The organism is Enterococcus sp. BWT-B8 (genome assembly GCF_020567625.1).
GTDB lineage: Bacteria > Bacillota > Bacilli > Lactobacillales > Enterococcaceae > Enterococcus_L.
Genome location: NZ_JAJDJV010000001.1, coordinates 581,628 through 605,324, shown reverse-complemented (window position 1 = coordinate 605,324; position 23,697 = coordinate 581,628). Strand labels below are relative to the sequence as shown.

General features: G+C 37.1%; 22 protein-coding genes and 2 pseudogenes. 17 read left to right on the top strand and 7 right to left on the bottom strand.

Annotation, left to right across the window (positions count from 1 at the left end; all coding sequences use genetic code 11):
* The first annotated feature begins 3 nt into the window (after positions 1-3).
* The 11 genes from LI951_RS02740 (at position 4) to LI951_RS02690 (ending at position 9,595) form a co-directional block, all read left to right on the top strand.
* The gene (locus tag LI951_RS02740) at positions 4-810 is read left to right on the top strand and encodes an MBL fold metallo-hydrolase (protein WP_202068031.1); all 807 of its coding nucleotides are present in this window, start codon (positions 4-6) and stop codon (positions 808-810) included.
* Between the two features lie 223 nt (positions 811-1,033).
* Positions 1,034-2,047: a lipid II:glycine glycyltransferase FemX gene (locus tag LI951_RS02735; protein WP_229441182.1), complete on the top strand. Its 1,014-nt coding sequence runs from the start codon at positions 1,034-1,036 to the stop codon at positions 2,045-2,047.
* Between the two features lie 133 nt (positions 2,048-2,180).
* Positions 2,181-2,879, top strand: a complete 699-nt coding sequence (locus LI951_RS02730) for a DUF554 domain-containing protein (RefSeq protein ID WP_202068033.1) — start codon at positions 2,181-2,183, stop codon at positions 2,877-2,879.
* 229 nt (positions 2,880-3,108) lie between these two features.
* Positions 3,109-4,137: an N-acetyl-gamma-glutamyl-phosphate reductase gene (argC, locus tag LI951_RS02725; RefSeq protein WP_229441181.1), complete on the top strand. Its 1,029-nt coding sequence runs from the start codon at positions 3,109-3,111 to the stop codon at positions 4,135-4,137.
* A 13-nt stretch (positions 4,138-4,150) separates the two neighbouring features.
* Complete coding sequence (gene argJ, locus LI951_RS02720) at positions 4,151-5,344, top strand: bifunctional glutamate N-acetyltransferase/amino-acid acetyltransferase ArgJ (RefSeq protein ID WP_229441180.1); 1,194 nt, start codon at positions 4,151-4,153, stop codon at positions 5,342-5,344.
* A 22-nt stretch (positions 5,345-5,366) separates the two neighbouring features.
* On the top strand, positions 5,367-6,119 hold the full coding sequence (gene argB / locus LI951_RS02715; RefSeq protein ID WP_229441179.1) for an acetylglutamate kinase: 753 nt from the start codon (positions 5,367-5,369) through the stop codon (positions 6,117-6,119).
* The gene (locus LI951_RS02710; protein WP_229441178.1) at positions 6,116-7,270 is read left to right on the top strand and encodes an acetylornithine transaminase; all 1,155 of its coding nucleotides are present in this window, start codon (positions 6,116-6,118) and stop codon (positions 7,268-7,270) included. The genes argB and LI951_RS02710 overlap by 4 nt, the downstream gene beginning before the upstream one ends.
* Positions 7,263-8,201, top strand: coding sequence for an ornithine carbamoyltransferase (gene argF, locus LI951_RS02705; protein ID WP_229441177.1), 939 nt, complete (start codon positions 7,263-7,265; stop codon positions 8,199-8,201). The genes LI951_RS02710 and argF overlap by 8 nt, the downstream gene beginning before the upstream one ends.
* Before the next feature lie 361 nt (positions 8,202-8,562).
* Entirely contained in the window at positions 8,563-8,832 is a 270-nt protein-coding gene (locus tag LI951_RS02700; RefSeq protein ID WP_202068039.1) for an IreB family regulatory phosphoprotein, read from the top strand.
* A complete protein-coding gene (ruvX, locus tag LI951_RS02695; protein WP_202068040.1) occupies positions 8,829-9,257 on the top strand; it encodes a Holliday junction resolvase RuvX in 429 nt (142 codons plus the stop codon). Before LI951_RS02700 ends, ruvX begins: the two co-directional genes overlap by 4 nt.
* A gap of 41 nt (positions 9,258-9,298) precedes the next feature.
* The gene (locus LI951_RS02690; RefSeq protein ID WP_229441176.1) at positions 9,299-9,595 is read left to right on the top strand and encodes a DUF1292 domain-containing protein; all 297 of its coding nucleotides are present in this window, start codon (positions 9,299-9,301) and stop codon (positions 9,593-9,595) included.
* A 166-nt stretch (positions 9,596-9,761) separates the two neighbouring features.
* On the opposite strand, the pseudogene LI951_RS02685 reads toward LI951_RS02690, so the two are convergent.
* From LI951_RS02685 to LI951_RS02665, 5 genes and pseudogenes are all read right to left on the bottom strand, one after another.
* A pseudogene (locus tag LI951_RS02685) lies at positions 9,762-9,986 on the bottom strand (transposase); the annotation flags it as partial.
* A gap of 173 nt (positions 9,987-10,159) precedes the next feature.
* On the bottom strand, positions 10,160-10,618 hold the full coding sequence (locus tag LI951_RS02680) for a type II toxin-antitoxin system HicB family antitoxin (RefSeq protein ID WP_202068043.1): 459 nt from the start codon (positions 10,616-10,618) through the stop codon (positions 10,160-10,162).
* Positions 10,619-10,653: 35 nt separating this feature from the next.
* Positions 10,654-10,835, bottom strand: a pseudogene (locus LI951_RS02675) (type II toxin-antitoxin system HicA family toxin).
* 370 nt (positions 10,836-11,205) lie between these two features.
* Positions 11,206-11,838, bottom strand: coding sequence for a hypothetical protein (locus LI951_RS02670; RefSeq protein ID WP_202068045.1), 633 nt, complete (start codon positions 11,836-11,838; stop codon positions 11,206-11,208).
* 287 nt (positions 11,839-12,125) lie between these two features.
* Positions 12,126-12,419 carry a hypothetical protein gene (locus LI951_RS02665; RefSeq protein WP_229441175.1) on the bottom strand — a complete coding sequence of 98 codons (294 nt, stop codon included), beginning with the start codon at positions 12,417-12,419 and terminating at the stop codon, positions 12,126-12,128.
* 113 nt (positions 12,420-12,532) lie between these two features.
* Here LI951_RS02665 and LI951_RS02660 point away from each other — a divergent pair, with 113 nt between their 5' ends.
* Both LI951_RS02660 and LI951_RS02655 read left to right on the top strand, forming a co-directional pair.
* Positions 12,533-12,763, top strand: a complete 231-nt coding sequence (locus LI951_RS02660; RefSeq protein WP_229441174.1) for a helix-turn-helix domain-containing protein — start codon at positions 12,533-12,535, stop codon at positions 12,761-12,763.
* 1,772 nt (positions 12,764-14,535) lie between these two features.
* A complete protein-coding gene (locus LI951_RS02655; protein WP_202068047.1) occupies positions 14,536-15,171 on the top strand; it encodes a MarR family winged helix-turn-helix transcriptional regulator in 636 nt (211 codons plus the stop codon).
* Positions 15,172-15,763: 592 nt separating this feature from the next.
* On the opposite strand, the gene LI951_RS02650 is transcribed toward LI951_RS02655, so the two are convergent.
* Both LI951_RS02650 and LI951_RS02645 read right to left on the bottom strand, forming a co-directional pair.
* Entirely contained in the window at positions 15,764-17,062 is a 1,299-nt protein-coding gene (locus tag LI951_RS02650) for a murein hydrolase activator EnvC family protein (RefSeq protein ID WP_229441173.1), read from the bottom strand.
* A 213-nt stretch (positions 17,063-17,275) separates the two neighbouring features.
* Positions 17,276-17,893, bottom strand: a complete 618-nt coding sequence (locus LI951_RS02645; protein WP_229441172.1) for a helix-turn-helix domain-containing protein — start codon at positions 17,891-17,893, stop codon at positions 17,276-17,278.
* A 205-nt stretch (positions 17,894-18,098) separates the two neighbouring features.
* On the opposite strand from LI951_RS02645, the gene LI951_RS02640 reads away from it, so the two are divergent.
* From LI951_RS02640 to LI951_RS02625, 4 genes are all read left to right on the top strand, one after another.
* Positions 18,099-18,662, top strand: a complete 564-nt coding sequence (locus LI951_RS02640; RefSeq protein WP_202068050.1) for a hypothetical protein — start codon at positions 18,099-18,101, stop codon at positions 18,660-18,662.
* Positions 18,663-18,851: 189 nt separating this feature from the next.
* Positions 18,852-20,882, top strand: coding sequence for a heavy metal translocating P-type ATPase (locus tag LI951_RS02635; protein ID WP_229441282.1), 2,031 nt, complete (start codon positions 18,852-18,854; stop codon positions 20,880-20,882).
* A 203-nt stretch (positions 20,883-21,085) separates the two neighbouring features.
* Positions 21,086-22,561 carry a helix-turn-helix domain-containing protein gene (locus tag LI951_RS02630; protein ID WP_229441171.1) on the top strand — a complete coding sequence of 492 codons (1,476 nt, stop codon included), beginning with the start codon at positions 21,086-21,088 and terminating at the stop codon, positions 22,559-22,561.
* Between the two features lie 206 nt (positions 22,562-22,767).
* The gene (locus LI951_RS02625; protein ID WP_229441170.1) at positions 22,768-23,679 is read left to right on the top strand and encodes an aldo/keto reductase; all 912 of its coding nucleotides are present in this window, start codon (positions 22,768-22,770) and stop codon (positions 23,677-23,679) included.
* Positions 23,680-23,697 lie beyond the last annotated feature (18 nt).

Sequence of the window (23,697 nt, the reverse complement as noted above, 5' to 3'; positions counted from 1 at the left end):
AAAATGAAGCAGGAAAAGGCATTTAATGTCAGTGTGCTTGCCAGCGGAAGTACAGGCAATTCCCTTTTTATAGAATCAAAGGAAAAGAAAATTTTGGTAGATGCCGGGTTAAGCGGTAAGAAAATCACATCACTATTATCTGAAATAGACCGTAAACCGGAAGAGCTGGATGCTATTCTGGTCACTCATGAACACAGAGATCATATTCATGGGGTAGGAGTACTGGCGAGAAAGTATAATCTGGATGTTTATGCCAATGAAAAAACTTGGCAGGCCATGGATTCAATGATTGGCAATGTGAAACTGGAGCAAAAGCATATTTTCGAAATGGGAAAGGTACTGACGTTAGGTGATATGGACATTGAAAGCTTTGGTGTCTCTCATGATGCGGCAGCTCCTCAATTTTATAGATTTTATAAGGATAATAAATCCTTCGTTATTTTGACAGATACAGGCTACTGCAGCGATCATCTCCGGGGGACTGTGCGAGATGCAGATGCCTACCTGATTGAAAGCAATCACGATTTGGGAATGCTTCGTGCCGGTGCCTATCCATGGAGCCTGAAACAACGTATTTTAGGGGATCATGGGCATTTGTCAAATGATGATGGTGCGTTGGTTATGGCTGATGTGATCGGTGCTCATACAAAACGAGTTTATCTTGGACATTTGAGCAAGGAAAATAATATGAAGGAATTGGCGCAAATGGCAATGACTTCTATTTTGAAAGAGTATGGACTTGGTGTCGGTCACACGTTCAATGTTTATGATACTGACCCCGAATCAGCAACAGATTTGTTTTCGATTTAATAATTTAAACAGAATGCATAATGAAGGTGCGACATAAGTGATATGCTGCTCCTATCTAGGACAGAGAAATAATAAAATCCTAGATAGGGGTATTTTGTATGGGAAAAATTGATATCTACTTCTGTTGTCCGATTTTTAGAAGTTTGACAGTTTTAAGGTATGTCTAAGCTTGTTTTCGTATTATTTATTTGTAAATGATACGAAAAAAGGACGGAAAAAATATATGCCTATAATCAACAGTACAAATCATTCGGAAATGGAAACATATGATACATTTATTCGAAATGCAGCGTTCAGTTCTGTGACTCAGGAAACAGGATGGAGCTATGTGAAAAATAACTGGGAACCTCTATATGTTTATTTAGAAGAAGAAGGTGACATTGTTGCTGCGATGTCTGTGTTAATGGTTAAAAATATTGGAGAAAAGAAATTTGCCTACGTTTCAAAGGGACCGGTGATGAATGAATTTTCTTTAGAATATATAAACAGACTAGTCCGTGAAGCAGAAACAGAATTGAAAAAGCAGCAGGTTTTTCTATTAAGAATGGATCCTGAATTTCTTTACTGTGAGGAAATTAACAAGAGTTTGAGAGCAGCAGGATTTATTGTAAGGAATCGGGAATTAGGCGGGAAAGACACGATTCAGCCAAGATATAACATGGTTGTCAATTTAGAAGGAAAATCAGAAGAAGAGGTATTGGAAGGATTTTACAGTAAAACCAGATACCGTATTCGCTATGCCGAAAAAAAGGGATTGGAGAGTAAAGTCTCTTCTAACCGTAAGGATTTGGACATTTTTTATAAATTATATGCCATGACTAGTGAACGGCACAAGATTTCTTATAGACCTCAAGACTATTTTGATCGATTGGCAGATGCATTTCTTGACTGCGGCAGAATGAAGATTATCCTTGTTTTTATTGATGGCGTACCTGATGCCGGCGGACTTTGCTTCATATCTGGAAGGAAGGTCTGGTATATGTATGCAGGAAGCACCCATGAAAATCAAGGTTTGATGGCACCCTATTTAGTGAACTGGGAAGGAATCAGATGGGCAATTAAAGAGAAGAAAGACGGCTATGATTTTGGCGGAGTATTCAGTTTAAACAATGAGGATGGCTTATATCAGTTTAAAAATGGGTTTGTACGTCCGGAGCCGCCGAAAGAATTTATTGGTGAAATTGACAAGATCTATGATCAAGAGGCTTATAAAGTGTTCTTGAATCAGGAAAAATAAATCAATATTTTTGTAATTTTCAGAAAAATTAATGTTATAATGAGAGAGCGATTGATCAAAATGATGTTTACAGCTGAAATCAGTCAGGGGCGCCTGATTGATTTCATGCCTTTTTATTACAGGAGGGGACTAAATGATTTTGTTAGGATCAATTGTCAACGGACTGGCAATTGTTGTCGGGAGTTTGGCGGGTGCGGTTTTACGCAATTTAAGTGAGGCAACGAAGGATACAGTTACAAAAGGAGTTGGATTAGGCGGAATTCTTTTGGGTATTCAGATGTCAATCAAGTCGGAATCATTTATTCTCGTTTTAATCAGCATGTGTCTGGGAGCAATGGTCGGTGAGTCATTGAGAATTGAAGATCGAATGAATCAGTTTGGACTTTATCTTGAACGACGGTTTGCTAAGTCAGGAAGTAATTTTGCAGAGGGCTTTGTCACTGCTTCACTGATTTTTTTAATTGGCTCCATGGCAATTATAGGAGCTGTCGAAAGTGGTGTTTCAGGAAATCATCAAACGCTTTATACTAAAGCTGTAATGGATGGGTTCATGGCGATTATGCTGACAGCTTCTCTGGGAGTTGGCGTACTTTTTTCGTCGATTCCGGTATTTTTGTACCAGGGATTGATTACAATCTTTGCGAGCGTATTAATTAAATATGTTCCAGACCCTTTGATGGATGAATTGATGGCCGGCATCAGTGCAATCGGCGGCTTGATGTTTTTGGGGATTGGAATGAATATTGCTGGAATTACAAAAATCAGAGTATCAAATTATTTACCGGGTATTCTTATTTTAGCAGCAATTATAATCTGTCAATATTACATGTAAATAAAATGAAGCTACTTCAATATACAGCTGACCGGGGCGAACCTGATCAGCTTTTTTTGCATGAAAAAATACACATTCGGCATGAATATGCATTTAAATAGGGTTTTGATGTATATTTTTCCTTTTTATCTACATAAATTAATAAAAAACCGTTGACGAATTCCCTGTATAAAACTATAATGTGAAAAACATGTCTTTTATTAAAACGAAAAGGAAAGGGTTAAAACAAATGAAAGTATCCATTATTGGAGCAACCGGATATGGCGGTTTGGAGCTCATTCGTTATTTAGTCAATCACCCTCATGTAGAGATAATATCGATTCATAGTCAAACTGAAACGCAGGCTGTTGATCAGCAGTATCCTCATTTGAAGGGAATACTGTCGATGAAGCTAACAGCGGTTGATCCCGAAGAAATAATGAATCAGAGCGACCTAGTCTTTTTAGCTTCACCATCTGGAATCTCAAAAAAACTTGCATTACCATTTATAGAAAATGATTTTCCTGTAATAGATCTTTCTGGTGATTTTCGTTTAAAAGAGGCTGGAGCTTATGAAAAATGGTATGGAACAGATGCTCAGCATTTTTCTTCAATTGAAAAATTTGATTATGGACTTGCAGAATTTAGAGAAAATCTAAACAGTAAGTTTATTGCAAATCCCGGATGCTATGCTACAGCCTCTGAGCTTTCACTTGCCCCATTGTTGCAAAATCAGCTGGCAGAATTGGATTCAATTGTTATAGATGGAAAATCTGGTCTCTCTGGAGCAGGAAAAGGAATGTCAGCTTCCAGTCATTTTTCACATGCAAATGAAAACATGAGTGTTTATAAAATGAATAAGCACCAGCATATCCCTGAAATTGTTCAGCAATTCCAACACTGGGCACCTGAACTAAAGGGAATTCAATTTACGACTTCCCTGATTCCGGTGACAAGAGGAATACTTGTGACTGCTTATGTTAAGTTGAAGGACGTGTTAAGTTGTGTACAATTGGTGAATCTATACAAATCATGTTATATGGAAAAACCGTTTATCCGAATTCAGGAAGAGGGATGCTTTCCCTGTATTAAGCAGGTTGCGGGTACAAATTTCTGTGACATCGGGCTTGCAGTAAATAAGGAAATGAAGATGGCAACAATTGTTACAGTTATTGATAATTTAGGAAAAGGGGCAGCCGGACAGGCGATTCAGAATATGAATCTTTTTGCAGGTTTTTCTGAAACAGATGGACTCATGCAAGTGCCGATATATCCATAGGGAGATAGTGAGTATGAAAAAAATAGATGGAACCATCGCTTCACCAAAGGGATTTTACGCTGACGGATACCATAGCGGATTGAAACGGAAGAAAAAAGATATTGGTTGGATTTATTCAGAATACCCTGCTCGAGCTGCTGCCGTTTTTACAACGAATGCTGTTCAGGCCGCACCAATTAAAATTACCAAAGAGGTACTTGCTTCAGATTCCTTGCAGGCAGTGGTTGTTAACTCAGGAAATGCCAATGCATGTACAGGAGCAGCCGGTTTGACTCATGCAAAAGAAATGCAGAAGATAGCAGCAAAACAACTCGGTCTTTCCAGCAGCCAAGTGGCTGTGGCTTCGACCGGAGTTATCGGACAGGAACTGCCCATGGATAAAATAGAAAATGGAATTGCTCATTTAAATAAAACAGGCGGAGAAGCACCCGCTTTTCATGAAGCGATTTTAACCACCGATACACGAACAAAAGAAATTGTTCTTGAAGTAGTTATTGAAAATCGAAGGGTAAAGATGTCCGGTGTGGCAAAAGGTTCTGGTATGATTCATCCGAACATGGCAACAATGCTTGCTTTCATCACTACGGATGCGGCAATGTCCAGAGAGCTACTGCAGACTATGTTAAAGAAAATAACTGACGAAACTTTTAATCAAATTACTGTGGATGGAGACACTTCCACAAATGACATGGTTTTGCTCATGGCAAATGGAGCTTCTGGAATCTCAGAGATACAGGAGCATACTCAGGAATATGAAATTTTTCAGGAAATGCTTTATCAAGTGATGAAAACATTGGCAATGATGATTGCACAAGATGGAGAGGGTGCAACAAAGTTAATTGAAGCAACAGTAACGAATGGAAAAGATCCGTTGTCTGCGCGAATGATTGCCAAGAAAATTGTTGGCTCCTCTCTTGTGAAAACTGCGATGTTTGGTGCAGACCCTAACTGGGGCCGAATCATTTGTGCAATTGGTTATGCTGACCCATTCGTTAATCCGGAAAATATTGACATTTTTATAGAGGGTCAGCCAGTATTACTCCACAGCCAGCCACAGCACTTTGACGAACGAGTCATGAAGGAAAAGCTGGGAAAGGAAACCATTACAATAACTGTTGATCTTCACGAAGGAGCGGCTGCCGGCAAAGCCTGGGGTTGTGATCTTACTTATAAGTATGTCGAAATAAATGCACTCTATCATACATGAGATAGAAGAAAGGAACAAAAAGATGAAGGCTTTAATAGTTATTAAAATTGGGGGAGCAGCCGGAGACACATTGACTCCAGGATTTTTCAGTCAGATTCATGCATGGCAGGCAGAAGGAAAAAAAATTATTATTGTCCATGGAGGCGGGCACTATATTTCTGAGATGATGGATTGCCTGAATATTCCCGTCTGCTATAAAAATGGGTTGCGGGTAACGACGGATGAAGTATTAAAAATCACTCAAATGGTATTGATTGGACAGGTACAGCCCATGATCACTGTCCGTTTTCAGCAGGAAAATCTTTCAGCTGTGGGCTTGAATACATCAAGTAATAAAATTATTTTAGGTGAGTATCTGGATAAACAAACCTTGGGTCATGTAGGGAAAGTGATCGATATCCAAACAGATTTACTGCTTGATTTACTTGAAAAAGATTATATTCCGATTGTTGCCCCTTTAGGAATAACCGATTCTGGAGAGTGGCTGAACATTAATGCCGATGATTCCGCCTGCCAGATTGCTTCGGAATTAAAGGCAGAAACATTATTTTTGTTAACCGATGTTGCAGGAATCAAATACGGAAACGAATATATTGAAGAATTGCGGATTTCCGATATTGAGTCGTTGATTGAGGAACAAGTGATAACCGGAGGTATGATTCCCAAAATAAAAGGTACGGAAAAAGCTATCAAAGAAGGTGTGGGGACTGTACATATTACTAATGATATCTTAAGCAAAGGAACAGTCATAATAGGAAAGAAGGTAGCGATATGAGTTATTTGTTTCCAAACTATCTTAGAAAAAGCATTGAATTTGTTGAAGGAGATAAATGCAGCCTGATGGATGCTCAGGGAAAGCGTTATTTGGATTTAACCAGCGGGATTGGGGTTGTCAACCTTGGATATAATCATCCTGTGTTGAATCAGACACTTCAGGAGCAATCGCAAAAAGTCTGGCACATTCCAAATCTTTATAAGAATAGTTTGCAGGAAAGAGTTGCTGAGAAGCTTGCTGATGGAAAAGAGTATGTTGCTTATTTTTGTAACAGCGGAGCTGAAGCGAATGAAGCAGCTATTAAACTTGCTCGAAAAGCCACAGGTCGAACAAAAATTATTTCTTTTCTTCAATCATTTCATGGGAGAACATTTGGTGCAATGAGTGCCACAGGTCAGGATTCAATTCATGCAGACTATCATCCGCTAGTTCCAGGCTTTATTTATGTTCCTTACAATTCTCTTGAGGGTCTTAAAGAACATCTTGATAATGATACTGCTGCTGTAATTGTAGAGGTTATTCAAGGAGAGGGCGGTGTTATACCCGCAAAACAGGAATGGTTGAAAGAACTGAAAGCAGTCTGCCAAGACAATGGGAGTCTGCTGATTGTTGATGAAATACAAACAGGAATTGGTCGGACGGGTACCTTTTATGCGTCAGATGGTTATGATCTTGTACCTGACATTATTACATTGGCCAAAGGGTTGGGGAATGGTTTTCCAGTTGGTGCAATGCTTGGAAAAAAAGAACTCGCAGCTTCTTTCGGACCCGGCAGCCATGGCTCTACATTTGGCGGAAATCTTTTGGCAATGAGCATTGCAGAGAACGTAATCGATCTGATTAATCAGGAAGAATTTTTATCAGATGTAGCTGTAAAAGGCAAGAAGACAATTGACGAGCTTTCCACAAGATTAAAAGAAAATAGGGTAGTAAATGAGGTAAGAGGCACAGGATTGATGATCGGAATCGAACTGATAAACAGTCAGATTTTGGCGCAGGCCATTGATAAATTACAATTAGCTGGTGTACTGGTCTTGAAAGCAGGAAGTAATGTTCTGCGGCTTTTACCACCGCTGACAATCACAGAAAAGGATCTGGCAAAAGGAGTTGACAAAATCTGTCAAGTATTGGAGGAGATAGCAAATGACTGAAGGACTATATGGAAAAAGTCTGTTGGATTTAACTGAACTGACAGAGGAAAATTTTATTGAGATTATACAGCTGGGAATTGGCATGAAAAAAGATTCAGAAAAATACAAGACGGTATTATCAGGTAAAATCTTGGCTATGATTTTTGAAAAAAACAGTACACGTACCCGAGTTTCTTTTGAAGCAGGTATTATTCAGCTTGGCGGTCAGGCAATTATTCTGGATACTAAAAGTACGCAAATGGGGCGGGGAGAACTAGTTAAGGACACTGCAAAAGTCATTTCTTCTTATGTGGACGGAATCATGATTCGTACATTTTCAGATCAGATGATTCAGGAATTTTCAAAAGAGTCTTCCGTTCCTATTATTAATGGACTGACGGATCATCATCATCCTTGTCAGGTTCTTGCAGATTTTATGACTATTTTTGAGATAAAAAATAAGCTGAAAGGTATTAAACTTGCTTATGTTGGTGATGGAAATAATATGGCACACTCTTATCTTCTTGGCGGAAGCATCGTTGGTATGGACATTGCCATTGCATCACCAAAGGAGTATCAGCCTAACCCGGAATATGTCGAACAGGCACAGAAAATTGCAAACACCTCAGGGAGTCAGATTATTATAACTGATGATCCATATGAAGCTGTAAAAAATGCAGATGTTGTGGTAACAGATGTATGGGCAAGTATGGGAGATGAAGGAGAACAAGAGATGCGTACACAGATTTTTCACGACTATCAGGTTAACGACTCACTTGTTCAGCAGGCAAAATCCGATTATATATTTTTACATTGTTTGCCGGCTCATAGAGAAGAAGAGGTATCTTCAAAGGTGATAGATGGAGATCATTCTTACATTTATCAGGAAGCTGAAAACCGTCTTCATGCGCAGAAAGCTTTATTGGTTAAACTGATGGCAAAAGAGAAGTAGACGTGGAAAAATTAGATATTGTTAACCAGCAGAGGATTCGGAAGAAAACAGGACTTCCGAATTTTTTTTATTGTTTCCAGAAGTTTTGAGAATAGGTAATTTCTTTATTAATAATGGCTTGAAAGCGAATAAAAAGCTAGATAGCTCTGGTTATCTCAAAAAAAATGAACCGATTGAGGATATTGAGCAAAGAGAACTGAAGGATGAAATTTATAAGATATAATAGAAATGCAGATTTTTTAGCTGTTCTTTTAATAATTTTATCTATATTAGTTTATATTGGAAGAATTTTTGTTTGTAGTTTTAATTACTTTCTAGTAGAATGAAACTGTATGTAATGAAAGAAAAGAGGTGTAGATAAATGGGTTTTACAGATGAAACAGTACGTTTTGACTTTGATGAAAGTCGTAAGAAAGAAGTAAGCGAGACGTTGGCAACTGTCTACCGGGCTTTGGAAGAGAAGGGTTACAACCCAATTAATCAAATTGTGGGATATTTACTTTCTGGAGACCCGGCCTACATTCCTCGTTATCAAGATGCGCGGAATTTAATTCGCCGTCATGAACGGGATGAAATCATGGAGGAACTTGTAAAGCATTATCTATCAAGTTATGGTATCAACCTTCGATGAGAGTGATGGGGTTGGACGTTGGATCAAAAACTGTTGGAGTTGCTGTCAGCGACCTTTTGGGATGGACGGCACAAGGTATAGAGATTATTCGAATCGACGAAGAAAAACAGGAGTTTGGTTTTGATCGTTTAGGTGAACTGATCAAAGAGTACGAAGTGACCAAAATGGTGGTTGGTCTGCCTAAGAATATGAATAATTCTATCGGACCAAGAGCTGAGGCCTCCATGGCTTATGGAAAACAAATCGAGGAAAGATTTCACTTGCCGGTTGTTTTTCAGGATGAACGGTTAACTACTGTTCAGGCAGAACGTATGTTGGTTGAACAGGCAAATACTTCTCGTGCAAAACGAAAAAAAGTGATAGATAAGGTAGCAGCTGTAATGATTCTGCAAAATTATTTGGACGGTGCAGGAAAAAATGCGTAACAGTATGTTTCCAAATTATTTATAGAAGAGGGAGAACGACAATGACAGAGCATAATCATGAGGGACATGAACATATTACGTTAGTAGATGAACAGGGGAATGAAACTTTGTATGAAATTCTTCTAACTGTTGACGGACAGGAAGAATTTGGTAAGAATTACGTTCTTCTATATCCAGCCGGCGTACCTGAAGATGAAGATGTGGAATTACAGGCTTACGCATATATTGAAAATGAAGAAGGCACAGAAGGTGAACTGCAGCAGATCGAAACAGATGCTGAATGGGATATGATCGAAGAAGTGTTCAATACATTCATGGCTGAAGAAGAAGAAAAGTAAGAATATATGAGCTAAGCCCTTGATATGTAAGGACTTAGCTTTTTCTGTTATTCGTTTGAATATGATAACGAATATGATTCGTTTAGAAATTTAAGTGGCACTTTGTCAACGAATGTTGGTAAGAAAAATCGAGAGAAATAGAGTCGAGTCTAGAGAGAAATTTTCTCTAGGCTTTTTTGTTCAGTTTGAAATGCGCTTCGCCAAAGCAGAGATTGATCCTGAGTTTGACGTTATAAAAGCTTCTGAATCCATAAGTATTGCGTTTGAGTACCTTGATATGATTGTTTAAGCTTTCCAAAGGGCCGTTAGAATAAGGTTGTTCAAGGGATCGCTTAATCTTCTTTGACATTTTTTTGAAGGTTTGTATCGTTTTTTGATAGTTTTCTGGAAGAGACATCTTCCAGAAGCGATTGGTGGAAATAAGAAAAATTTTTCTCTCTAAAAAAGATGCCAGTGATTTCTCACCAATATCATAAAGTATAGAGCCCTTAGAAATGCTAAGATTGAAATTACTATAGTAGGGTACAAAAACCCCCAACATCTTAAGAAGCTGGGGACTAAATTCTATACATTGAGTTTTTTATCAGCAATGGCATCGGTGAGAGTTTTAGAGAAATTTAAGTGCATCTCCCGGCCTAGTTTATCAGCCCATTTTGGGATGGTAAGAGTTTTTTTAATAGGCTCTTGGCTATCTAAGTATTCAGAAACATCCACGCTGACCATTGATATAAATGATTTTTCCGGATCGTAAGTATAATTAAGCTCTTCATCATTTTTAAAAGGGTTATTCCCAACAAGTGATAGCTGGCTGATTTGTGACGGTGTAGGGACTTTCCGGCCGTTTTCTATATCATCAGCCAGAGTTATGCCTAACCAATCAGAAGCCATATACATTGCTTCTGTAACCGTATCGCCGCAAGTTCCGCCGAAGTTCTCAAAATCCGGGAAAAAGACGGAATACCCTTCGCTATAACCGTCTTTTTCTGGTTCAAAGTAAAATAATGCTGGAAAAGTTACTAACATTCTTATTCTCCTCCCATCGTTTTAGAACAAGCGGGCTATCTAAGCCCAGCTTGTTTCAATATCCCCATTTCTAACCCCTTCTTGATCTTTTGGGGACAGTTATAGGTCGGTTAACTCCTGGATACCTCACCTTAACGTGTGAGCCTTTGCCGCCTTTGACTTCTACGCCTCCGTTGGCTACTAGAAGTTTAACCAGTTCTTTTTGTGTCATTGGCATTGTGCACGTATACCTCCTGACATCTATCATTGTATACGTGTTGCACGTGTTTTTCAATGGATTTACTGAAAATGTTGATTTTATCGTGTTGGACAAAAATGTCTGTCCCGTGTATTTTATGCCCTTTTCAACCGTGTTTACAATGTTGCTAGACTTTTATGGTAATTTCTATTGAAGGGGGTGTAAGACATCCGTATAGGCTAACATTCATATTCTTTAGAACCTCATATTCGTTCACGTATGGGACTTAATAAAACTTAACTTTTAAAATAAATAGTAAATTAAGCGGACTTAGCAAAACTTGGTTTTCAAATGGACAGGAATTTCATAACCCTGATAAAACCTGATATTTAAGTACTATAAGCGGTAGCTATTGCTCTTTGTTTCTCTTGATTTTCACTAGTTTTGGCAGTTTTAACTTATTTTGGAATTCTGGGTTAAAGAATTTTCTCCATTTAGATTGATGCCAGTAAATGCGCATAAGTCTTGACTTATTGTATCTAGTTTCGTATTCAAAATTAAAACTAAAAGTTGTTAGCTTATTTACGAAAAGACCGTGTGATGTTTCGGTTTCTAAATAATAAGTGCTTTTGTTGTATATCGTCTCTGCGGATTCACCGCTTAAGAAAAAAGCGTAGAAACTGGAAGAATAAGAGTATGGAGCTATCGTAATTGGCAACAATGATGTAGATTCATCTGTCATAACGGAAATTCCAGTTCTGAAAAACGATGAAACAGTACGTTTCTCAAAGATTAATTGACCATCATTTCCTGCAAATATTTTTCCGTTTTCGTCTAATATATTTGTATCATAAATAGTTAAAGGCGTAGATGATTCATTGATAAAAGTAATCCTGGCAAAGAGAATCTCTTCTTTTATGTTTGGCATGAAGTTGTCAGCCGATATCCCTAAACGATAAAGTCTGTTAAAGTGCTGGTTAGCAAAAGTGTATAACGAGAGAGCGGAGGATAATACCGAAATAATTAAAGCAAATAAGCCCATAGGAACACTTCATTTCAATCAAGTATATTTCAGCAAACTACTTGCTGATAGGAATAGTATAACATTTCAAAATGAAACACAAAACAAACACAGTCTAATTTCAAAACAACACGGATAGAAAGCCTAAAGTAAGGGGATTTATAGACATTTCAACGCTCCTTTTCAATCGGAACGTTGAAATGTCCAGAACCTGACAAATCCTGACTTTTATTTTATATATACAGTCGCATACAGAAAAACCTCACTCCTGTTTTTGAGTAAGGTTCATCCGGCACGCTTTGCGTTCCTTAGAGTTTTTCGCTTCGTCTTAAACTAGATATTTGATCGTCTATTTTATTGGTTAAGTCATGAAAATCGGAAACGAAAGCATTGAAAATTTTAGCCTGTGCATAGTATTGTTTGGCAATCTGCTGCTTGTTAACTGGCCGCTTCTTATCGCCGAAAAAGCTTTCTAATAACTTTAGCGGCTCTTTCCATGAATTGAGCTGTTCCACCAAGTCATACAAGGTATAAATATCTTGGTGAGTAACTTTTTTGATCGGTTGCGTGTCCTTAATCACTTTGTTTGGCTGTTCTTCCATCTGTCATACCTCCATACTTCTAAAACCCATGTCTATATAAACAACAGTGTAAGAATATCTTACTATATCATGTTCATACAGACAACAAAATTTTGAGTATAGGGGAAATTCTAATGAGTGCAGATCATAGTGAAATAAAAGTAGAAGTGTTGATAAATAAGCTATTAGCCGAAAGAAATATGTCATTAAGAGAGTTGGCAAGGCTATCCGGCATCGAACCATCAAATTTAAGTAACCTTGCGAATGGAAAACGGAAGAGGATTTATTTAGAGCATATCGAAAGAATCGCAGATGCTTTGGAAATTGATGATATTTCAAAAATCATAAAATTAACGAAGAAATAGGGTAAGCCTTGAATGTGGGTACAAAAAAAGATGGCCCTTTACCATCCTTTTTATGTTGTAGCCTTATGTATAAGCGCCGCAGCTTATGAGAATTTTTAGTGAATGCCATTTTGAATGCCAACAGTAAAATACTTGTTGATATTCAATGCTGTTTTTCTTCTTCTATTTTTGATTTAATTAATGAGATGATACCCTTAAAAATCTAGTGAAATCTGGCTATCATTCATGAGTGAAGAAGAAGAAAAGTAAGAATATATGAGCTAAGCCCTTGATACATAAGGACTTAGCTTTTTCTATTATTCGTTTGAATACGATAATGAATATGATTCGTTTAGAAATTTAAGTGTTATGTCAGTTTTTAAACTGTTCTTTCTTTCGATTCTAATATTGACTAGATGGATAAAGCTTAACGAGGGTCTTCTTGAGCAAAATTGTCAGTCTCACTGATGCTAGTGGGATTGCTAGTCCTGTTTGTTTACTCAGTAACAAGCTAGCAGGCTGGTATGCAATGCATTTATACTGGCGAATGTCTTAAGGTCATACAAGAACTTGCTCCTACGCTTCTTCGAATGCTCGTCGCCTATCCAGTAGTCTTATATGTAATACAGATAGGCTGTACATTTCTTGGATTAGAAGCATAGCTTGGTTTTGAAGCGATCAATACACTGGACAATTGTCATGATTATTTCTTCTAAATAGGGAAATGAAAAATAAAAAAACTGACCACCATAAGGCAATCAGCAAAGATTGATAGTTAGTAGTGTGGAGAATATATTTTTTTCTGTAAAAAATAACTGTGCTGCAAATTATAACTATGTGCACTAACTACCAATGACTTTAGAAAGCAGACTCATATTGGAAATGATGTTACGCATTGTTAAGAAAATCTCTTCCCCAAGATATTCCCTCATGCTAATTAGTATAACTGGTAAATAATAATTTAGTGTGAACAAGATATGCAAATTCGCATATTTTTATGAATGAATAATGAGTGTTATTTAAGAATTTGATAAGAAAACGGGGAGTTTTTGGTGGTACTCTTGTTACAGATAACGTTACTACTTTTATGAATAAGACATAAACCAAAAAGATTTAAGTGGTTTCCTAGACAGGATTACAAGAATGGTCCTGCAAAATTTAAGGATCACTTATAAAAAAATGTGTTAAGCTAAAAAGAAGAATTGTCACTTCCAAAAATATTTTGGCTGTTCAAAAAAGGTGAAGAGTTCCTATCAGATATTCGAATGTTATGTCCGCATATTATACTACTGTTAAATAAGAGCAGTCTGTTAAGAGAACATTTTCCTATTAAGAAATGGTAAGAGTTATGTTTGAGTTAGTGAAAAACGAAAAGATTGGACGGTCAAGAATTTCTGCAAGGTTAAAGGGAGATAGGGAATAAGCAGCTGCTTTATAAAGATAGTTACAGCTGCTTTTGCCAGTTCCCTTTATATAAAATTTGTAGTGGAATTGCCAGTTCCACTTTTGTACTGCCGTTTATTTGGGGGTAGATACGAAGAGAGCTTGGAACTTTATTTCTGTCCCACTCTCCTTTAAATAGTGTGTGTCCACTTGTTTTAGCAGAATACTGGACGAAGCTCTAAGGGACCTGTGACATTAGTATATCTAGAACCCTTAAAACCGAATAAACCGTATTCTGTAAACTGGAGAGTAAAATAGAAGTTGACTTTTTATTAAGGTACCTGTAATGTATGTTTCAAAGGTACCTTATATATAGTGAAAGGGATTTAATTGAAGCTGGAGGAAATCGAATGGAAAATTCAAACTTATTGGAATATTACTTGAAATTTGAAACATTGCTGCATAGATATTTTGCTTGGAAGAGAAGAGAGGAGGGACCACGCGGCAATCCACATCGTGGTCAAGGAAGGATTTTAAGTATTTTGAAGTTGCAGCCTGAAATTAGTCAAAAGGAAATGACCTATTTATTAGATATGCGACCACAGTCACTTGGAGAATTATTGACAAAGCTGGAGAAAGCAGAATTTATTACTCGAAAACCTTCTGAAACTGATCGTCGTGTTATGATTATTACCTTAACAGAAGCTGGTGCAGATGAAGCAGAAAAAATGAATAATGTAGAAGAAAAAAATATTTTTGACTTACTTAGCCAAGAAGAACGGGAACAATTTGAAGCAATTATTGCAAAGCTGGCCAGGGCGATTAAGGATGAGCTTCCTGAAGATGCTATGCATTCAGGGAAATATCGTCATTCTGAATTTGGTGGATTTGAAGGGCATCGCAGAGGATTTGGAAAACGGAGAATAGAAGATTTTCATCCTCACGGAAGAGATGGAGAACTTGGAGACTTTCAGGGTTATTCTGGATTTGGAGGATTTCCTCATAGATTTGGGCCTGATTGTTCAGGAGGAATTGAAGATGAATAGGATGAAGTTGCTTCAAAATTAGGAGAAGCTAAAATACTCAGTTAAAATATAGAAGAACGAGGTTGTAAAAATCTTTGATTTTCTAGGGGAACGAAGGGCTTTGCTTCTACGGTTCTCACCTTATTCTGATCCTTGAAGCACACAGAGACTGGAATATCTTTAAGGAGTCAGGAATACTAATGCTCTAATCGTATTTTCTACGGTTAGTCAAGGAGGTAATAAAAAGCTCTTTGATTTTTCAAGTATGTAAAAAAATAGGGGCTAGAGGATACATCAGGGAACTATCTGAAATTTTTATCTGGTCTGTGACATAATCTGCTCATAAGCATTTGTTCTTATTAATTGCTGGAGGTTGTATACACACTGGCGTATACTGTATAATTTCAGACTATGGAATACATGTACTTCAGAAGCTTGCTCATACAGGCGGCTGCGGCAATCTCCTCTTTTTTAGGGTTATATACAGACTTGAAGTTCGTAGGTCATGCTTGAGCTTCCGTTCACTTTCGCTATATTCTATCAATAGACAATAGCGGGTAAGATATTCCGTCGAATACCTACCCGCTAATTCTGGTATGTTTTGCTATTTTAATTAAAGACCTAAGAAAGGGGCTGGATTTACATAGCCAGACCAAAGTCCAGTTGAGATAGCAAAGTGCAAGTGAACTCCTGTTGAATTTCCAGTTGTACCCATATACCCAACTTGTTGTCCGATACTTACTGATTGTCCTTGGTTGACAGTTGTGCTGCTAAGATGAGCATACATTGAATAATATCCATTACTGTGCTTAATAATTACGCAGTTTCCTGACATGCTGTCATATCCTACGTAGGCAACTGTTCCTGTGGCAGCAGCCATAATAACTGTACTTGAGCTTCCGCCAAAGTCAATCCCTTCATGGAAAGTACCGGAAAGTCCGGTTGGATCTTGACGATAACCATATCCGCTAGTAACAACTACACTGGCAACGGGCGTTCTCCAGCCGCTGCTTGTTTCTGTATAATCAGTGTTTGTATTATTTGTATCTTCATAAGGTGTCGTTCCAGTTGTTTCGGGAACAGCGGCAGTAGCTGTTGATTCATCTGCAACAGCTTGTGCAGCAGCTTCTTCAGCGGCTTTTTGAGCTGCTGCCTGGCGTTCTTTTTCTTGTTGTTCTGCTAAGGCTTGAGCTTCAGCCATTTTTTTCTTTCGTTCTTCCAGTGCTTTAAGCTCTTCTTGTTTCTTTCGTTCGGCTTCAGCCTTTTGTTCTTCAAATTGTTTTTTTTCAGCTGTTTCTTTTGTCAAGCTGGCTGCAAGTTCATTCAACTTAATTTCTTGATCTAGCTTTGCTTGAGCAAGAGCATCTTCTTGTTCAGCCAGTTCAGCTGTTTTCGCTTCCAACACTTTTACCTGTTCCAAAAGGGAATTCTTTAAGAGATTTAATTCCTCTTTATCTGCTTTCTGAGCTTGAATAATATCGTTGTTTGCAGTAACGATTGTATTTACAGCTAAAACTTTTGAAATCGCATCAGAAATGGATGTGGCATTTAACAAAACAGAAATCATTGATGTATCCTGACCTGCTTGAGTTGCACGTGCCTGTGCTTCAAGCTGTTCGCTGCGCTTTTCAATCTTTACTTCAAGTGCAGCAATTTCGGTGTTCATTGTATTAAGCTGCTGTTCAGTATCTTGTTTCTCTGCCAAGACAGCATAGTATTCTTTTTCAAGTGCAGCAATTTCTTTTTCCAGAAGAGCTGCATAGTCGGAAGCTTCTTTCTGAGAGTTAATGATTTCGTTGATTTTTTGGTTCTTTGCTTCAATTTTGTTGTCGATTGATTCAGCAAAAACTGAAACAGGTGCAGCATTTAATAGTAAAACAAATGAAAGAGTCAAAATAATCTTTTTTTTCAAATCTAAATCCTCACTTCTTTATAGATAAAATTACATATTCTTTTCTTATAAATGTGTTATTAATGAGTTATTTTTTTACAGCATAAATCTGCTGAATGAATTCTAATTATTAGTATACCTTAAAATATTAAAACAAGGCTGTATTTTAATATTTTTAATCAGAAAGAAAAGACCAGAAATAATTGTAACATAGGCAGCTGTTTTTTCAAATGGTCATTTTGAGGTATTTTCATTAATATAGTTTTGTAAAAGGTCGATAAATCTGGAATCATCTTCTATTAGAAGTTCAGCACCTGCAGCCCATAGTTTCATCTTTTGAGGCTCTTTTGAAAGCTTGTCAATAAGCGGCAGCAGCTGTTTACGATAGTTGCTGTCACTTTCAATATGATATTCCGGTTCACTTTCTGCAATCAAAGAGTGAGCTTCTGACAGCTGATAAGGATAGACTTGTTCGAATAATTTAGGAAACACAGTTCTTGCTTCTGTTAAAATTTTCAGATCATCACCGTAAGAGATATGTCTTGCATGCAATGTATTAATTAATTGATCAAGCTGCTCTTCAGAGATTCTAAGAGAGGGTGTAGACGCTGTCAGCAAATTCTCCACGTAATTTTTAAAGTCTCCGAATTTGATCCATTCTACTGTTGTATTTCCTAAAATAGCGATTTTTTCCAATCTGTCAGTTTTTGGCAGATTATTTCCCTTTTCCCAGTTATTCACTGTACTTGCACTTGAATTCCCAACTAGTTTTGCAAAGGAAGCCATGGAATAATTATGTTTCCGACGAATACCTCTTATGCGATTTCCTACTTCTATTAAGTTGTCTGCCACTGATCGTACCTCCGATAACGTCTTTATAGGTAAATATACCATATTTTTTCCATCTCTTCATCCCGTTTTTTCTTCATTTTTCTATTGAGTTCACATAATAATCATGATATCATTTTATTACCGAAATATTTTCAATTATTGGTTATAATGTTTCTGGAATTTAGTTTTTTGAATGCCAAAATAAATTCATTTTTAAGGAGGAGCTATGAAAGGAACAGAGATTATAGAAGAAAGAAACAGGCAAAAAGTATATCGTATAATAAATGAATTGAACCAAACAAGCTCAGCTGCTGATTTAAATCCTCGATCCCTTGATTCCTGTACTCAGCAATATGAAGAGACTGTTCAAAAATTGTTCGTTGCGACTGTATTTTATAAAGGGATGAATCAGGCATGCATGGCTTATAAGCATATTGTCAAAAAAGAATATAGAAGATTTTGCAAGCTGCTCATCCAAAAAGCAGAAGATGAATCATTAAAAGAACGGGCTTTGAATAATCTACGCAAAAAAAGGAACAGATTATTAAAAAAAGCTCCTTCACGATTAAAAAAGGAGCCGGGCTTTGAAATTTTTTATGCACTGACTGGCGGTTTCAGGAAAAAATACACCCCTAATCGAAAATCAATAGAATTGATGTACAGAGAAATGGAATCAGCTTCTGCCAATCCACTTCATTCAATCTATTATGCAATATGGTGTGTAATGAAATATCTGGGCTATTTCAAAGAGTACACACTTTGGCAGCTTCGTTCGATAAGGTCAAATTAAGGTTTACAACAGAGAAAGTCTATTAGTGTAATGAGAATTCATCTTGTGCTACCCTCTAATTAAGTGAGAGAAATCTTTCAAAGAAAATTTGAGGAAGGATGACTTGCTATGGAAGAAGATCATAATCACAGCTTGGAACAAGGAACTCCGAACGTGGCAGGGCAGGATGCGAAGATGCATGATACAGTTATGACTGAGTCTGCTGAACATCAACATGTGCATTCATCTGGACATGATATGTCAGCCATGGACCATTCCATGCACATGGGAGATTTTAAAAAGAAGTTTTGGTTATCACTCGTTTTGGCAATCCCTATCATTTTTCTATCTCCTATGATGGGTATAGATTTACATTTTCAATTTACATTTCAAGGATCAGACTGGCTGATTTTAATTTTGGCAACTATTTTGTTTGCTTATGGCGGACAGCCGTTTTTAACAGAAGCCAAATCAGAACTGCATCAAAAAGCCCCGGCAATGATGACGCTGATTGCTATGGGGATAACAGTTTCCTATTTTTACAGTTTATATGCATTTGTTATGAATCGTCTATTTCCGAAAGATCATGTAATGGATTTTTTTGGGGAATTGGCAACGCTGATTGTCATCATGCTGCTGGGACATTGGATTGAAATGAATGCAGTGTCCAATGCTGGGGATGCTCTCAACGAAATGGCTGCTCTTTTACCTGATACTGTATATCGTATGAATGTTGAAGGTCAGGAGGAAGAGGTTCCTCTGGCTGAAGTTAAAAAAGGCGATCACTTGGTTATTCGTTCTGGAGATAAGATTCCAGCTGACGGCAGAATCATCAAAGGACAGACCTCCGTGGATGAATCAATGGTAACGGGAGAAGCTCATCTTGTCAGCAAGCTAGAGGGTCAAACAGTCATCGGAGGATCCATTAACGGCAGCGGCTCAATTGAAATTGAAGTAGTAGGAGTCGGAGAATCCGGCTATTTATCGAAAGTCATGAACCTCGTTGTTCAGGCCCAGTCAGAAAAATCTAAACTGGAATCATTGTCAGACAAAGTTGCAAGAGCGCTTTTTTATGTAGCATTGATAGTCGGAATTTCAGCATTTGTTATCTGGTTCTTTTTGGCACGAGATTTGGCGACAGCGTTTGAACGAATGGTCACAGTATTTATTATTGCCTGTCCACATGCATTGGGATTGGCGATCCCTTTAGTAGTTGCCCGCTCAATGTCTATTTCAGCTAAACACGGTCTTTTGATTAAGAATAGAAACGCATTGGAACGTGCAAATGATTTACAATATATTTTTTTGGATAAAACGGGAACTCTAACCGAAGGCAAATTTACTGTTACTGGAATAGAATTGTTTTCTCAGTTGTACAGTCGTGAAGAAAGTCTGAAATATATTGGGGCATTGGAAAGTAATGCAAATCATCCCTTGGCTATTGGTATTATGAACTATCTGAAAGAAGAAAAGATAAAGCCATACAATATAGAAAAGCTACAGAGCCTCTCAGGAGTCGGTCTGACAGGGAATGTCAATGGAAAAACAGTAAAAATCGTCAATGAAAAGGAGCTGGCTCGTCTTTCTTTTTTGATAAATCAACAGAAAAAGCAAAAGTATTTAGAGCAGGGGAATACCTTGAGCTATTTATTAATAGATAATCAACTTGTTGCATTGATTGCTTTGGGGGATATAGTTAAACCAGAAGCACAGGTGTTCATCAGTCGTTTGAAAGAACAGCAGATAACGCCGGTTATGCTGACTGGAGACAATAACGTTTCAGCTAAAATCGTTGCGGACTATCTGGGAATAACTGAATTTTATAGTGAGCTCTTACCAGAGGATAAAGAAGCACAAGTGAAAAAATATCTTCAGAACAATTATAAAGTAATGATGGTGGGAGATGGGATTAATGATGCGCCCAGTCTTGCTCGTGCAACAATTGGCGTCGCAATCGGTGCAGGAACAGATGTTGCAATTGAGTCAGCAGATGTTGTTCTGATTGACAGTGATCCGTTGGACATTCTTCGGCTTTTGGATCTGGCTAGGCATACACGAAGAAAAATGATTCAAAATTTATGGTGGGGAGCAGGTTACAATATTTTGGCCATTCCTCTGGCAGCTGGAATATTGGCACCAATTGGTATTCTTTTAAATCCAGCTGTCGGAGGGATACTTATGTCTTTAAGTACGATAATTGTTGCATCCAATGCGATGATCTTACGTATAAAAGGTGAGTGAAGTGCACAAATAGATATTTGGTTTTGAACTTTAAAATATACTGCAAATAAATTTATCTGACATATTTTTGGATTTTATTTATTTTTTGAATGGAATTGCTGCAAAACAGCTTGATTCCGTTCTTTTTTTATGAAAAAATAATTTAATAATAGAAATGCGTAGTTTGTTTTGTAGAAGATAATGGGAATACTTGGAGAGCTATTATGAAAATTCAGGAAATTTTAGGCTTTGAAACAAGAAAAATGTTGGAAATCTTAACTCTTTTTCAAAGTAGACTGGAACCGATTTCGGCTAAATTTGTAGCGGAGCAGCTTTATATTCATGCAAAAACAGCAGAGAAATATTTATTGAGACTACAGCAATGTATGAAAGATTATGGTTTCAGCAAATGGCTTCAGCTTGAATTTCAAGAGAATGATAAAGTGATTTTGAGGATGAAAAATACTTGGTATCTGGAAAAATTTCGTTTAATGATTATTTTTAATACCCCTGAAATCTTTCTTTTAGAAAAAACTCTGACAGCAGACAAAATATCCATCAAAGAGCTAGCTTTACGTTTAAATGAAAGTGAAGCCCTAGTAAGAAAGAGAATTACCAAGCTTCGCCAATGGCTGAAAAGCTACCAGCTGACATTAAAGCATCATACACTGGAATTGACTGGCAGCGAACACCAAATCAGAGAATTTATCTTTCAAATTCATCGACTAATTTTTCAAGAGAATATTCAGTTGAAGGATTGTTGTCTGGAAAATCAAATAAATCAGTTAACTCAAGACTGTATACTTTTTTTCCAAATGAAAATGAATCATTTGCAGGAACAATATTTGAGACTGCTAATTCAAATTCAGTTGAACAGGGTGAATACGGGAAACCCGGTAATGCTTAAAACAGATTTAAAAAACTATTGTTTGAGAAATCAATTGTTTCAAAATTTTTCAAAACAGATAAAGAAAAGCAGTTTTTTCAAATTATCCCAAGTTGAAGAAATGTATCTGTTCCTCAATGTGAAAGCACATTTTTCATTTACATTTGGTAAATTGATACAGGAAAAAATTGTCTACGAAAATTCAGCAGCTAAAACAACCGTTTATAAATATGCATCCAGTGGAGCAAAAGGATTAAGAAAAATCTTTGAACACAATGAGCTTATTATTGACATACAAATTTTTGTATCGCTGCTTGGGTTTCATTTGTATTATGAGATGAATGCAGGATTTCTGTATGAAGATCTTTCGGCATTAAAAGATTTGGTCAAATACTATCCAAATACGTTTGAACGAGTGACAAATATGGTAAGTATTCTTAAAGAAGAGTTTAATCATTTTAATAAAATTGATGGAAACCAGTTATTGTTACGATACTTCTTTATTCTTTCAGAGGCATGTTCACCAATTATTCTGGAAAAGCGGAAAAATATTTATTTTGTTCTTGAATGGAATTTAGAGCAGAAAAAAAGGTTCATTAAAAAGATAGCCAATTTTTTTACAGATAGAAAAAACATTCGCTTAATTGATGGCGGGCTTCATACAGAATATCAGAACGCAGATGTTATTTTGACTACTTCTGTTCATCGGATTTTTAAGAAAAAAGCATCTGAATGTCCTGTTATTTTCATTGCAGGAATGGATGAATATTCGCTGTTAAAACAATTAAATTATTTTCTTGAAGATAAAAATTAAAACCCTTTCAATTAATTATGTTAGAATAAAGTGAATACAAGGGTGTGACTGGAAAATCTTTCGATAACTAGATATAGTTTTTACTGATTATGCAATGATTCAACTGGTTTATATTAGCTGGAGTGATTGTTTTTGTTCGCATGATTATGCTGGGTAACGACGTTTGCTGATTTTTCAATTATGTCTAAATTTTAGGAGGCTATTTGATGAAGAAAGTTCAATTTGGTAATAGTGGTGTGGAGGCTGCAGCGGTTATTTTAGGCTGTATGAGAATGAACGGTGCCGATCACCCGCAGGAAATTATTGAAACAGCAGTTGAAAATGGCATCAATTTTTTTGATCATGCAGATATTTATGGCGGAGGAGAATGTGAAACAATCTTTGGGAAGGCAATGAAAGAAAGTACGATTTCCAGAGAAGATATTTTTATTCAGACAAAGTGTGGAATCCGTAAAGGAATGTTTGATTTTTCAAAAGAGCATATCATTCATTCCGTAGAAGACAGTTTAAAACGTCTGGGTGTTGATTATGTAGATGCATTATTGCTGCATCGTCCGGATACGCTGGTTGAACCTGAAGAAGTAGCAGCAGCATTTGATCAATTGGAAGCAGAAGGGAAAGTAAAATATTTTGGTGTCAGCAATCAAAATCCGATGCAGATTGAGCTGTTGAAAAAGACTGTGGTTCAGCCTTTAGTTGCTAACCAGCTTCAATTTGGGATTAAGCACACTGGAATGGTTGACCAGGGAATCCATGTGAATATGACAGATGCAGGAAGTGTAGATCACGACGGGAGTATTCTTGATTATTCCCGATTAAATGAGATGACTATTCAAGCATGGTCACCTTATCAATATGGTTTTTTTGAAGGTGTGTTTATCGGCAATGAAAAATTCCCGGAACTCAATGAAAAAATGGTTGAAATAGCTGACAAATATGGTATCACATCAACCGGATTGGCGACAGCTTGGATTTTGAGACATCCTGCCAATATGCAAGTTATTGCAGGAACAATGAATACCAGCAGAATCAAAGAAATTGCAGATGCCTCAAAAATTGTTCTTAGTCGTGAAGACTGGTATGCTATTTATCTTGCTGCCGGCAATATTTTGCCCTAGGAAGCGATTAAGGAGCAG

Bases quoted from the DNA above. Each gene is read 5' to 3' on its own strand.
- argJ (WP_229441180.1), top strand. From the start codon at position 4,151: ATGAAAAAAATAGATGGAACCATCGCTTCACCAAAGGGATTTTACGCT.
- LI951_RS02660 (WP_229441174.1), top strand. From the start codon at position 12,533: ATGAGTGCAGATCATAGTGAAATAAAAGTAGAAGTGTTGATAAATAAG.
- LI951_RS02740 (WP_202068031.1), top strand. From the start codon at position 4: ATGAAGCAGGAAAAGGCATTTAATGTCAGTGTGCTTGCCAGCGGAAGT.
- LI951_RS02700 (WP_202068039.1), top strand. From the start codon at position 8,563: ATGGGTTTTACAGATGAAACAGTACGTTTTGACTTTGATGAAAGTCGT.
- LI951_RS02625 (WP_229441170.1), top strand. From the start codon at position 22,768: ATGAAGAAAGTTCAATTTGGTAATAGTGGTGTGGAGGCTGCAGCGGTT.
- LI951_RS02690 (WP_229441176.1), top strand. From the start codon at position 9,299: ATGACAGAGCATAATCATGAGGGACATGAACATATTACGTTAGTAGAT.
- LI951_RS02670 (WP_202068045.1), bottom strand. From the start codon at position 11,838: ATGGGCTTATTTGCTTTAATTATTTCGGTATTATCCTCCGCTCTCTCG.
- argF (WP_229441177.1), top strand. From the start codon at position 7,263: ATGACTGAAGGACTATATGGAAAAAGTCTGTTGGATTTAACTGAACTG.
- LI951_RS02680 (WP_202068043.1), bottom strand. From the start codon at position 10,618: ATGTTAGTAACTTTTCCAGCATTATTTTACTTTGAACCAGAAAAAGAC.
- LI951_RS02730 (WP_202068033.1), top strand. From the start codon at position 2,181: ATGATTTTGTTAGGATCAATTGTCAACGGACTGGCAATTGTTGTCGGG.
- LI951_RS02665 (WP_229441175.1), bottom strand. From the start codon at position 12,419: ATGGAAGAACAGCCAAACAAAGTGATTAAGGACACGCAACCGATCAAA.
- LI951_RS02640 (WP_202068050.1), top strand. From the start codon at position 18,099: ATGAAAGGAACAGAGATTATAGAAGAAAGAAACAGGCAAAAAGTATAT.
- ruvX (WP_202068040.1), top strand. From the start codon at position 8,829: ATGAGAGTGATGGGGTTGGACGTTGGATCAAAAACTGTTGGAGTTGCT.
- LI951_RS02635 (WP_229441282.1), top strand. From the start codon at position 18,852: ATGACTGAGTCTGCTGAACATCAACATGTGCATTCATCTGGACATGAT.
- LI951_RS02710 (WP_229441178.1), top strand. From the start codon at position 6,116: ATGAGTTATTTGTTTCCAAACTATCTTAGAAAAAGCATTGAATTTGTT.
- argB (WP_229441179.1), top strand. From the start codon at position 5,367: ATGAAGGCTTTAATAGTTATTAAAATTGGGGGAGCAGCCGGAGACACA.
- LI951_RS02735 (WP_229441182.1), top strand. From the start codon at position 1,034: ATGCCTATAATCAACAGTACAAATCATTCGGAAATGGAAACATATGAT.
- argC (WP_229441181.1), top strand. From the start codon at position 3,109: ATGAAAGTATCCATTATTGGAGCAACCGGATATGGCGGTTTGGAGCTC.
- LI951_RS02630 (WP_229441171.1), top strand. From the start codon at position 21,086: ATGAAAATTCAGGAAATTTTAGGCTTTGAAACAAGAAAAATGTTGGAA.
- LI951_RS02655 (WP_202068047.1), top strand. From the start codon at position 14,536: ATGGAAAATTCAAACTTATTGGAATATTACTTGAAATTTGAAACATTG.